Source organism: Microbacterium sp. LMI12-1-1.1 (assembly GCF_040676455.1).
GTDB lineage: Bacteria > Actinomycetota > Actinomycetes > Actinomycetales > Microbacteriaceae > Microbacterium.
Map to the genome: position 1 here is coordinate 267,511 of NZ_JBEGIA010000001.1, position 12,046 is coordinate 279,556.

The 12,046-nt window shown below is 63.5% G+C and carries 9 protein-coding genes; 5 read left to right on the forward strand and 4 right to left on the reverse strand.

Annotation, left to right across the window (positions count from 1 at the left end; all coding sequences use genetic code 11):
- The first annotated feature begins 211 nt into the window (after window positions 1–211).
- The gene (locus MRBLMI12_RS01250) at window positions 212–532 is read left to right on the forward strand and encodes a nucleotide pyrophosphohydrolase (protein WP_363353200.1); all 321 of its coding nucleotides are present in this window, start codon (window positions 212–214) and stop codon (window positions 530–532) included.
- Window positions 519–2,279, forward strand: coding sequence for a DNA/RNA helicase domain-containing protein (locus MRBLMI12_RS01255; RefSeq protein ID WP_363353202.1), 1,761 nt, complete (start codon window positions 519–521; stop codon window positions 2,277–2,279). Before MRBLMI12_RS01250 ends, MRBLMI12_RS01255 begins: the two co-directional genes overlap by 14 nt.
- Before the next feature lie 31 nt (window positions 2,280–2,310).
- On the opposite strand, the gene MRBLMI12_RS01260 is transcribed toward MRBLMI12_RS01255, so the two are convergent.
- Window positions 2,311–3,507 (reverse strand): 5-methylcytosine restriction system specificity protein McrC, encoded by a 1,197-nt coding sequence (locus MRBLMI12_RS01260; RefSeq protein WP_363353204.1) that lies wholly within the window; start codon window positions 3,505–3,507, stop codon window positions 2,311–2,313.
- 38 nt (window positions 3,508–3,545) lie between these two features.
- Window positions 3,546–5,075, reverse strand: a complete 1,530-nt coding sequence (locus tag MRBLMI12_RS01265; RefSeq protein ID WP_363353206.1) for an McrB family protein — start codon at window positions 5,073–5,075, stop codon at window positions 3,546–3,548.
- Window positions 5,076–5,447: 372 nt separating this feature from the next.
- Between MRBLMI12_RS01265 and MRBLMI12_RS01270 the strand changes: the two genes are divergently transcribed.
- Window positions 5,448–7,073, forward strand: coding sequence for an exonuclease domain-containing protein (locus MRBLMI12_RS01270; protein WP_363353208.1), 1,626 nt, complete (start codon window positions 5,448–5,450; stop codon window positions 7,071–7,073).
- 1,118 nt (window positions 7,074–8,191) lie between these two features.
- Window positions 8,192–8,923 (forward strand): hypothetical protein, encoded by a 732-nt coding sequence (locus MRBLMI12_RS01275; protein WP_363353210.1) that lies wholly within the window; start codon window positions 8,192–8,194, stop codon window positions 8,921–8,923.
- Between the two features lie 433 nt (window positions 8,924–9,356).
- On the opposite strand, the gene MRBLMI12_RS01280 is transcribed toward MRBLMI12_RS01275, so the two are convergent.
- Entirely contained in the window at window positions 9,357–10,046 is a 690-nt protein-coding gene (locus tag MRBLMI12_RS01280; protein WP_363353212.1) for a hypothetical protein, read from the reverse strand.
- Between the two features lie 272 nt (window positions 10,047–10,318).
- Between MRBLMI12_RS01280 and MRBLMI12_RS01285 the strand changes: the two genes are divergently transcribed.
- Window positions 10,319–10,984 carry a hypothetical protein gene (locus MRBLMI12_RS01285; RefSeq protein ID WP_363353214.1) on the forward strand — a complete coding sequence of 222 codons (666 nt, stop codon included), beginning with the start codon at window positions 10,319–10,321 and terminating at the stop codon, window positions 10,982–10,984.
- A gap of 119 nt (window positions 10,985–11,103) precedes the next feature.
- On the opposite strand, the gene MRBLMI12_RS01290 is transcribed toward MRBLMI12_RS01285, so the two are convergent.
- Window positions 11,104–11,553: a DUF4262 domain-containing protein gene (locus MRBLMI12_RS01290; protein WP_363353216.1), complete on the reverse strand. Its 450-nt coding sequence runs from the start codon at window positions 11,551–11,553 to the stop codon at window positions 11,104–11,106.
- Between the last annotated feature and the right edge of the window lie 493 nt (window positions 11,554–12,046).

Below are 12,046 nucleotides of genomic sequence, written 5' to 3' on the forward strand. Positions count from 1 at the left end.
GTCCCGAATTGGCGTTGAGTTAGAGGGGCGCCTCCCTCCGACGCCGAGAGTGTAGCGATCGGTCACGTCTCCGTTCTCGCCGCTCACTCCTTGCAGACTCCGCGCTGGCGCGCGTCGCTTAGCAGCCGTTCGACGACGAGCACTGCGCCGCGCCCGACCGCTGGGGCGGCTGATTGTCGGAAGGGAGGCCGCTGTGCGATACCGTCACACCGTGACGAGTGAGCGAGTTCGTGAAGCCTTGTCGGAGTTCGTGCGCGAGCGCGACTGGGCTCAGTTTCATACGCCGGCAAACCTCGCGAAGAGCATTTCGATCGAGGCTGGCGAACTGCTCGAGTGCTTCCAGTGGAGCGACGATGCAGACGAGCTTCGCGTGCGCGATGAACTCGCCGACGTCGTCACTTACTGCGCACTGCTCGCCGCTCAACTGGGAGTCGACCTGGACGAGATCGTCCTGCAGAAGCTCGCGGTAACAGGCTCGAAGTACCCCGCCGATCGATCGAGAGGGCGGAGCACGAAGTATGACGCCCTTTGAGATCGAACGGCTCGACTTCACCACGCCCGCAATCTCAACTTGGGCGTCCGGCGATGAACGGCGGACGAATTGGCCTGTCGTCTACGTTCTCGACAGCGCCGGGTCCCCAGATGCGCCATCTGTCTATGTCGGCGAGACGGTCAGTGCCGTGTCACGCATGCGTCAGCACATCCAGAATCCATCAAAGGCAGGGTTCCGCCGGGTGCGTGTCGTCATAGACGAGACGTTCAACAAGTCGGCGTGTCTCGACCTCGAGTCGCACCTCATCCGCTGGCTCGCCGGCGACGGGCACTTCAAAGTGCTCAACGGAAACGAGGGCATCATCGACGCGCGGTACTACGAGCGCGACCAGTACCGCGCGAGCTTCCGTGACATCTTCGAGCAGCTGCGATCGGACGGGATCTTTCAGCGCAGCATCCCCGAGATCGAGAACAGCGATCTCTTCAAGCTCTCGCCTTTCAAGGTCCTAACCCGAGAGCAGGCCATCGCCGTCGAGCAGATCGTTGAGTCGCTGCTCGCGGACCTCGCGACGGGCACACGATCGACCAGCGTCATCCAGGGCAATCCGGGTACGGGCAAGACGATCGTGGCGATCTTCCTCATGAAGCTGCTGGCCGACATCCGCGACTACGAAGACACAGATGAGATCGAGCAGGACTCCCTCTTCTCCGAGTTCTTCGTCCCTGAGAACCGCGAACTACTGAAGAGCGTCCGCGTCGGACTGGTCGTACCTCAGCAGTCGCTTCGAGACTCGATCAAGAAGGTGTTCAAGAAGACGCCGAAGGTCAGTGAGGACCTCGTGTTGAACCCGTTCGACGTCGGCAAGTCGTCTAAGCCGTTCGACCTGCTCATGGTCGACGAGACGCACCGGCTCAATCGCCGCGCGAACCAATCCTCGGGTATGCGCAACCGCGACTTCGCGGACATCAACGAACGACTCTTCGGATCAGATGACCTCAGCAGGACCCAACTGGACTGGATCCGCGCCCAGAGCACGCACCAGATCCTCCTCATCGACGAGCAGCAGGGGGTGCGGCCGGCAGACCTCTCGAGCGAGGTTCTTGCCGCTGAGATCGCTGATGCAAAGCGAGTGCATCGGTGGTTCCCGTTGGCGAGGCAGATGCGGGTGAGGGCGGACGCAGACTACGTGGGATTCATACGCCAGCTGCTTCGGGGTGAACTTCGCACCGGCGACCGCCCGGACTTCGGTGAGTACGACCTGCGGTTCTTCGAGAGTGTCGGAGAAATGCGGCAGGCCATCCTCGACCGCGACCGCGAGGTGGGGCTCGCCCGGCTCGTGGCCGGCTACGCCTGGGACTGGAAGACCCGCGGCAACAGACCCGGCTTCGACTTCGAACTCGAGGGAACTGGGTTCGTCTGGAACCGCACTGACAAGGACTGGATCAACTCCGCGGGATCGATCGACGAGGTCGGCTCGATTCACACGGTGCAGGGCTACGACCTCAACTACGCCGGGGTGATCATCGGCGGCGACCTCCGATACGACGAGCTCACCCGACAGGTGGTGGTCGACCGTGACGCCTACCGCGACAAGAAGGGCAAGGAGAACCTCGCGAAGCTGGGAAGGGAGACGACCGACGGGGATCTCCTGACACTGATTCAGAACATCTACGGCGTGCTGCTCACACGAGGAATCTTGGGAACGTACGTCTACGTGTGCGATCCAGATCTACGCGAGTACGTGCGCGGAAAGATCGTGAACGTCGGTTCCGAGCAAGCTCAGTGAACACAGCTGAGGTGTTGGACTTCTCCTCCTCTCAGGCGGTGGCGAAGAACTCAGGGGCGGCCCCCTCTATATGCGTGCGAGCAGACTCTGCGAAGCGGCGCTCAGAGTCTTCGGGATCAGTCCCGTCGCCAATTGCCCAGCGGAGACGCGAAACGTGGATATCGCCGACCTTCAGCGAAGGGTGAAGTACCTCCATCTGAGCGAAGTCCGCGATAACCGCGTGCGGACTTTTGTATGCCGCCGCGAACAGGACGGCTTGGGCGAGGTCCTGGCGATTCCAGCTTCGATCACCAATCTTGTACTTGACGTCTCCCGTGAATGGAGGCGGCCCAATCTCGAGGTCTGGATTCACCGACACAAACGCGGGTAGCAGGTGGCGTCCACCGGTCTTGACGACGCGCATCGGGGCGAGTGCTTCGGCGAGCACCTCGCGGATCGCATCCTCGGCAACGGCTGCCGAGTTAAAGAGGAACGTCCCCGAGGCGTGGTCGCCGGACTCGAGAGAGCGGCCGACCCCAGTCAAAATGTCGATCGCGTACTTCAGAGCCGGCCGGTAGTGGCGATATCGCGCGGGGAGTCGGTCGAGATCAACGTCGTCCCACGCTTCACGGGACACGGGGGGCAGCTCGCGTGCAAAGTAGGCCAGCCTCATCCGAAGGCGATCGTCAACCGCCGGGGAGCGAAAGGACTGGGAAACTGCCGCTGCGAGGTACTGATTGAACGGTGTGGCTTCGGTGAAGTCGTCGAACTCGCAGTCGACAAGAACACGGCCCTGCAGCCACTGACGAGATGTTGTCACCAAGTTGACATGGCCTCGCACATGCGGAAGACGTTCCGTCGAATGCACGTAGTCCTTCACAAGGCCTCGACGGAACAGCGTGTCGAGCTCTCCCACAAACCACTCGATTACTAGTCGCTGGAGACCTGATGCAGCCTCGAGCGACGTCATCGACGAGTCGACGCGAGGCATGCCGTTTGACCGGGCGAGTAGATGCATGAAGTGCTGCATGCCGACCTTCGGTTCGACGATTATCGTCAAGTCGGGAAGTCCGACAACGCCAACGACGTTGCCAACCTCGACACGCCAGCTGCCCCCGAAGAGTTTGGTCAGCCGGAAGACGGATCGGGAATCGTCGCTGTGCGCCCCGTTGCTCCCCCACCACCGGCGCTCACCCGCGAGCTTCTTGCCAAGCAGTGCCAGCCTCCCCGCTTGATCGTCGGTGAGCATATGTGTGGCTGTTCGCGCCTCCGCGAGGCGGAGTGTTTTCATTCGCCGAAGAGGCTCTCAACGCTCAGGCCATCAAGGCTGGCGACGTTCCCGCCCACGTAGTCCTCCAGTAGCGGCTGCACCTGTCGTTCCCACACTGCCCGCAGAGTGGTCCGACTCATTCGATCCAGCATGAAGTAGCTGTGGCCGATGCCATGGTGACGGTCACCCATGAGGGCGAAGACTGCTTCATTCAGGGCATCGAATCCGGAGTATAGGGACGGTCCCAGCTCATTCAGATGGCCATCCTCAGAGTAGTGCGCCTTCAGAATCTCCGATGATGGCGTGACATCGAAGAAGTCGAAACGCCTTCGTAGCGCAAAGTCCACGCTCCTGATACTCCGGTCCGCGGTGTTCATGGTTCCGATGATGAACAGCTGTTCCGGCAACGCGAATCTATTCCGGTACATGAGTCGGACTTGCTGCTCGCGGTACTCAAGCAGGTAGTACAGCTCGCCGAATACACGGGGAAGATTCGCCCGATTCATTTCGTCGATGATTAGCACGCGCGGCTGGCCGTCCTCTGCGATGGCGTCGGCCAGTTGGATGATCGTCCCGGCAACTGGGGCGAACTCGAACGCGCCGGTGGGGCCAATCGTGGGGCGGAGGCCCTCGACAAACTCTTCATACCCGTACGTCGGATGAAACTGCACGACTTCGATCTGCGGATTGTTGTCGACGTATCCCGCTTGCCCCAGGAGGTAGGCCGCAAGGTGGCGAGCAACGAAGGTCTTGCCCGTGCCTGGAGGTCCCGCCAATACAATCTGCGGACTCGCGTCTCGGAGGCTCTCAACCGTGTTCAGGATCTCGTCCTCAGACCAGTGGATCGCGTTGGCAATCGTCCTGAGTTCCGCCTGCCCCACGTCTTGGAACGCCGGAACGTCGAGGACTCCCGGCTCCGCCGCGGCGCGATTCTGACTGGGCAGGGCGTCAGTAGTCGGAAGAATCGTCAACAGCTCTGACAGCCAGCGAAGGTGCCGTTTGATGTCCCCGTCACTGGGGATCCCGTCTCGGTTGTATCTGAAGGCCAGCAAGTTGCCGCGAGCGTACTGGGCGCCGAGACCCGGGTCGCGGAGGTCGACATTGCGAGTTGCTTCGTCCATCAATGGAGTCCTCGAGGCCGGCGATTCGGATACTCGGCCCCATCCATCTGCGACGTTGACTTCGATGCCGTCCGGATCCAGCTTGGTTACGCCCTGGTTGAGCGACAGATAGGCCGCAGATCCGTCCGCGGCGAACAGGAGCACGACGTACCAGCCAAGCGTTGGTCGGGGCGATTGAGCAGGGTCGAAGACCCGGACCCAGGGCACCTTTGCATTGTTGCCGGCCCCGTTACTTCCCTTCACCTGCGATACATGATCATCTGACGCGGCGAGAAGTGAGGCGAACTCAGCTGCGATTGCGTTGATCAGTTCGCGGCGGCGCGACATCGCGGGCGAAGTCAGGGGTGTGAAGTGGACTTGGAGCTCGAGCACTCCCTGGATCAATTCGCCAAGGCCACGCGGGAGGCTTTGGAGTTCGTCTGTCATCTCGCCAACCTATTGCAGGCGCGAATCCGGTGGGCCGCGCCATCCCGGGCGCCGCGGGCGAAGGAGAACACACGATCCAGATTCGCGCACGCCGAACGTCCGAGACTCGGACCGACCGCGGACGATTCGCTGTTCTGAGCGGCTGGAAATCTCTGTGGGGTGTGGCGGCCTCGGACACCTCCATTAGTAGAGGAGTCGCCCGATGCCCGGTCGTCAAGCGAGGGCATCGAGTTGAGTAGCGGGTCCTGAACTCGTTACAAACTCCACGGACTACCCGTGGGTCATCGCGAGCGTACATGCGACGTCGGCGCGCCGCGGCATGATGGGTCGAGTGCGCTCGTCGATCGGCAGCGCGGGGACGTGGGGAGAAGCATGGGCTGGCTCGATTGGTTGTTCGGCGGCGGTAACGCGAAGAAGGATGCGGCGGCACCGCGGGTGGCCTCGCCGCCTCCCATTTCGCGTCCGCCCTACTTCGCCATCATCGACGTGGAGACAACAGGCCTGTCACCCAAGAAAGACCGCGTACTAGAGCTCGCGGTCGTCCGAGTGGATCAAGGCGGCAACGTCGTGGACGAGTGGTCGACCAGGTTCAACCCCGAGGGGCCTGTCGGCGCAACGCACATTCACGGCATCACGCAGGCCGATGTCGCGAACGCGCCCCTGTTCCGCGATGTCGCCGCTTCCGTCGTGCCGTACATCGCGGGGCTGCCCATCGCTGCGCACAACGCACGCTTCGATCTTGCGTTCCTGCGCGCGGAGTTCCGTCGCGCCGGGTGGGACTTGCCATGGCTACCGGCATACTGCACGCTCGACGGCAGCCATCACTACATGCCCGATCTCGACCGCCGGCGTCTCGTCGACTGCTGCTGGAGCGCTCGCATCCCGCTGAACGATGCCCACTCGGCCCTTGGGGATGCTCGTGCGACCGCCGGACTTCTTCGTCACTATCTGCAGGCGCAGGGTCGAGCGCGTCCGCACCCTGCCCTCCTCTCTGTGCAAAATGACGCACGAGGCGTGGTGTGGCCCGCAGGACCGAGCCGTGCACCGCTCGCATTCCTGCCAGACGAGCCGGCCCCGGCGCGGTCGCGTCCCATCAGGGTCACCAACGCGAAGCCTAAGCAACCGGCTCTCATCACACAACTTTCGAAACTCAGCCTCGTCGAAGTGCTCGACGAGGGGGCCCCCGTGGGATCCCTCACCTACGTCGAAACCCTCCTGGACGCGCTCGAGGACGGCGTCGTTTCCGAGGATGAAGCCGCCGCTCTGCAGGACCTCGTCGAGGTCTACGAGCTCAGCGACGCCGATGTCGCTGACGCACACCAGGCCCTCGTGCTCGCTCTCGCACACAAGGCGCTCGACGACGGCCATGTCTCCCGCGACGAGCGGACCGAACTGGAGTCCATCGCATCGTCGCTGCGACTGTCGGGCGAGCTCGTCCCGAAGCTGATCGCCGAGGCGGACGCCGCACGTGCAACCCGGCTGAGCGCGAAACTTGGTCCGCTTCCTGCCGACTGGGCACTCGGGGAGCCGCTCCGCGTCGGCGACAAGGTCGTATTCACCGGTTTCGACGGGCGAGAGCGTGAACGAGCACGGCTGGAGCGTCGAACCCAGGAGCTCGGCGTCCGCTTGCTCGGAACTGTTTCCGGCCTCACCGCGATGCTCGTGAGTGACGGTTCCTTCGCAGGAGGCAAGCTCGCGCGAGCACAGGAACTAGGTACCCGCATCGTTGACCCCGAAACGTACGCCATCCTCCTCAAGCACCTCCAACCCGCTAAGGCCGCGGCACCCAAGCCGAAACGGGCCGCACGAGCGACCACGACCGCTGTCGCTGGGAGCACGCCCGTCACGGTTCAAACGACCACCTCGCCCGGTGCGATCCGCGCGTGGGGCATCGAGAACGGCTACACCGTCGGAGTTCGCGGCAGGCTCTCGACGGAACTCGTTCAGGCATACGAGCTTGCGCTGCTCGATGCGCAGAAGGAGCCCGCAGGACCGTAACCCGGTCACTAGGCGAGCCAGGCCCGGAGGCGGCCTGTGAAAGTTCGCTGTTGGCGACGCGCGGTCTGGTGCTGAATCGATCCGCATTCGGGCATTGCCCGCTCAAGGTGAGTGGCGAACAGTCTTAGGCGCGTTCGTTCGGCATCCTATTCGGACAGTGCGCGGATGGGGCCGGAGGCGAACCCACGCGCAAGGCGTTGGGACTGCGCGCCGCGCCGTCACGAACGGTCGAGCGGCTCCAGGCGGAAGCGGCCCGCATCAACGATCTACTGTGAATTGCTGTCTCGTGCGGCAGGCCCGCTGAGCCAACGCTCAACAACCTCCGACGCCGACAAGGCGGCTACGTCCCATGCGGCCTGGAGAGCCTCTCCCTCCGCTTCAAGATGCCGGAGGACCAGGCGCGAAAGGTGATGATGAGCAAGGGACTTGAGCCGGTCGCGCCCTAACCCGGCAGCAGCGCGCCTTTGCGGTGCCGGCACACCTGCGGGAAAGATGTCACCCCTACGCTCGGCAACGCGAGAATGGGACGCGGCATCTGTCAGTACTGTTTCGCATCGTCAATAGGGTCCTTGGATGCGACGCTACGCCGCGCGCTCGCGGCGCGCGAGCACCACTCGTATTCGGGCGTCGCCCGCCACCGTGCGGCGCAGGGAGTGCGGGACGTGCCTCCGCGACGCGCGCTGGCATACCGGGCGCAGGTGAGCTTGTCGTTCCATGGCTTACGCTCGCCATAGATGCGCACCACGACAACTGCACCGAAGCCCGACCTATGGCGAGTGGCCTCTGAGCTCACGATCACCCCGACCGGGGACGACCTCGGGTCGCGTGTTGCGCGGCGGCTCGTGCGCCTTCGTCGCCGGCGAAACTGGTTGTGGTTCGGAGGCGCAACGTTTGTCGCCTTCACGGCGGGCCTCATTGCGGTACTGCTCCAACACCCCGTCGCGAGTTCAGCCCTCACCGTTCTAGCCGTACTCGGCTTCTCGATTGCCGCCGCTGCCGGGACTGTGCAATTGCGCGCGGGAACCTATAGGCGCTTGACGTCCCGGATGAGGCGAGGAGCCACACCCGCGTGGTGGGTGTTCACTTCGCTTGCGTGGGCTGCGGTCCTCTCAGCGGGCGTGGCCGCGATCATCACAGTGACATCTCAGGGGTCGTTTACCTCGGTTGAATCCCTCGTTTCGACCAAGCTGACGGCTTTCATCCTCGGCTTCACGGGTTTGTTGCTCAGCGCAGCGAGCTCGGCATCCGTGCCGCCATTGCTTTCCGCTTCTCCTAAACCGCGACCGTATCAAGCGCACTGGAGCCAGCTCACCTGGACCGCGTCACTACTTGCAGCGACTCTCAGTGCAATGTCGCTCGCTCTGTATCGCGGCCAAGAAAGCTGGGTCATTGAAGTGACGCTCACGATTGGGTTCGCCTTAATCGCGGCCCTTCTTGCGTGGCACGCACGGGCGCTTCACAACCTCCGGTCTCAACGAGCACGACTGCTCGATGGCTTGGCGGGGGTCTACGAGTTCATGACGGACAGTGGGAGTTCGGACGCCGCCACGACGCGCGCGCTGCTCACACTCCGCGCACTCACCGTGCCGGACCCATTTCGCTCGCAGTCTCCCGCCGCCCCACCTGCGGCAACCGGCTGGGAGATCGCGGAGGTTGTCAGCATCTTGTTGCATGCATACGGATACGGCGACATGCCGGAATCAGTCACGAGCAGGGCCCTACTGGCGGGCGAGCTCGGGCAGCCGTTTCGCGACGTGCTGGGCGCGGACAACACAGAACTACGGGTTGCGGGGTGTAATTTCGTATCTCGGACGATCGAGTGGGCGTCGCGGAACACCGCCACCGGCTAGCGCCGCATGCCACGATCTATCCCATCCGTAAGATCGACGAGTCGATGGCAATCCCCTCGTCACTGTGACGATCTTGTCGGTGGGGTCTTCAGGCATCCAACCGGTCACGGTTCGCGTCACCTGGAAGGGCCAGGCGAGCTAGTCATCCTCGTCGTCGGGCGAACCCGTGTCCACGTGCTCAGGAGGTAGATCAACGACGAGCCCGTTCGGCCCGTACCAGCGAGCCTCCCCTGAGCTGAAGAGAACCTTGCCAACTAGGCGGTCTCGGAGCTGCCAATCAGTGAGGTCGGGCTCCATCCGTCCTTCCTCCGGCTTGAACCCCAAGATGCGGCGATCCTCGCGACGCACGTCCGGCGCGGGATACTGAGGCGGTGCCCGTAGTGGGCGCCGGCGCATCAGCCAGCGAGTGCCCGCGAGCCGGTGGTCCAGCGCGCTATCTGCCCGGAAGACGTCGGTACACGGCTGTCGGGTTCTCCGATGGCGCTGGTTCCATGGGGGCCAGGTCATCGTTAACGAACGGCATCTGAGTTCCTCGCCGCCAGTACGCGAACCAGGATGCGTGCAGCTCGCCCCGCCGGTAGTCCATGAACGCTTCGACAAGCATGTGCATACGAGTGATGAACTCCGGGTCCAGTTGATCGCCCAGCGTCGATTCATGCCAGTTGTCCCACACATCGGTCTCGATGTCAGTCACGACGGCCAGGTCGCTCCCTCGGGCGATGAGTGACGCCTGACGAATCCGAGTACGGAACACTCGCAGCGCCTCCTCAACGGCGGCCGATGGCGTGAACCGTTCGGGTACGCTCCGCCGATTGGAGGGCTCCGCGCTGAATCGCAGGGCGCCGAACACCCGCGCCTCTTCTCCCAGCCGATTGGCAAACGCGTCGAGCGCGTCCATCCAGAGGAGATTCCTGTCGTCCAGTCGTTCCGAGTACTTGTCAGCTCGCTCGCGCCGCTGAATGCGGTGCGCTGCCAACCAACTCAGGTAAGCACCAACTGCGACGCCGATGAGAGTGGCAAGCACCGTTGCCCAGAACGAAGCTCCCCACGGGTCGACCGCGACGGCGACCGCGATCTGTTCGAGTAGCTTCTCAATCTCGTCGAGGTTCGGCGTTGGCGGCACGACCTAGACCGTAGTGGATCTCGGTGAGTGCGCGGCTCATCCATCGCCGACGTACCCGAGCAGCGGGGCGTGGTCGGCGCTCGCAGGCCGGTCCGCGATCGTACGATGCGTAGTGCGGGTTCGCATCTTGCCTCTGGAATCACTCGCCCGGCCGTGCGCTACGCCTTCGAGACGCTCTGGCCGTCAGACGGCGCCACTGGTGTCCCAAGGCCGGACTGGGATCAGCGCGCGAAGCTTGGATACTGTCTCGTTAGCTGCATCAAGGGGGAGACATGACTGACGCAACTCGGTTCTTGGCGTCGGACGCGGTTGTCACGATCGGCGCAGAGTCGAACATCTCCGCGGACACGTTCATCGCGCTGACTCAGGGCACGACGTTCGGCCTTCAAGTGGCCGCGCGAATGGCCACCGCCTCAATACCGAGCCACACGCAGCCTCCCTCATCCGCACGGGTGCGGGAAGGCATCGAGTTCAGCCGTGTGCAGTACGGCAGCCCTGCCCAGTTCTTCATCGACTTGGAGCCCATGCTGGCGATGATGAAGGAGAACGGGTTCGTCATCTTCACGGGCATCGCGTTGGCGTTCTTCAAGACCGGCGCCAGCATCTGGAAGACCATGGAGGATGCCAGGTTCGCCCGAGCGCAGCGGCGGAGCTTGACCCGCTCGAACGACCCGGGCGAGTCGATCATCGTGCGACCGGACGGTGGACTCGAGATTGGTCCCGACCCCTTCCCGACCACGGAGCAGTTGAAGGCCGACATCATGCCGACGGCGGTCGACCTAGAAGTTCTCGAACCGCTGGCGAAGATTGTCGAGAAAGAGAACGGCGATACACAGGCTGCGATGGCCGCGGGCTTCCAGACAATAAAATCGCTCAGTCATCGCGAGGTACTGCGCATCATGGCGGAGCACCCCGACCAGCAAATCGAGTTCCGCTAAGTCTTGGGAGTGCACCACCTCGCCCGTCTCGTCGGGAGAGTCCTCGAACGCGACGCGCGCGAGCTTGGAGGCCGGTGCTGTGCCCAGCTCGCTGGAGGGTCCTGCACCGGACGGGTCGGCTAGCTTGACGCTGCTCCAAGCAACGGCTGCGAAGCGCTCGGGTTTCGATAGCCGTCCTGCCAGGGAAAGTGCCCTGCTGAGTCTGGCCACACGAGCTGCAATGCGGTGAACGCGCGGACAATCTCGGTCGTGGCAGACATGCCGCTGACATCGTCGGCCGACAGGAACACGACGTCGCCTGTCTCCGTCAGTTCGTCCGTTCGGTCACCAGGCCTGAATGGCCCCTTCTCGACCTGCACATCCACAGCGTTCCGGATGAATACGTCAGCGACCATCGGAGGGAGCCCCGTGATGATCAGCTCTGGCCACCCCCGAGACGTAAGTCCGACCGTGTACGAGAAGGCCGCCTGGCCTGCGGGGGTGTCGGCTAGGACATGTCGAATGGCCCACCCGTGACGCCTGACGAGGTCCCTGATGTCTGCGAGGGCATCGTCGCGCGGATCGGTCACTCGACGAGCGTAACCCCGGGTGCCCGTTGGCTGAACTCACCGCCGACGGCCCGCACGACGGTGCCCTTGCGGGCGATGCGCGAGGAATGTACCCCCGCGGCGCTAATCGTGTTGCGGGATCGCGGCTGGCCGGTCACGCGCAACCGCCGCCTGCTTCAGAGGAAGTCTGAGAAGACTTCGCTGAGCGAGATGGACGTAGCGGTGAAATTCGGGTTGCCGCGCTCCGTCCTTTTCACTGGGGAATTGTCATCGCGGCCGATCCTGACGCCGGGGCATTGGTTCCCGATGTGGTGCCGGGTTCGCTCGTTTCCTCGAATCAGCATGGCGTCGTCCCCCTTGTGCGCCATGCACAGGACATCGATTCGTTTGACGACACCGTCGACTGGGCGTAGGCCGAAGTCGTCGTGCGGCTCCTGCCGGCTGCCGAGGCTCCTTCGGTCGATAGGCGCGAAGTCTTTCGTGGCCGTCTGCACCGACGAGCGGCCGACTTTCC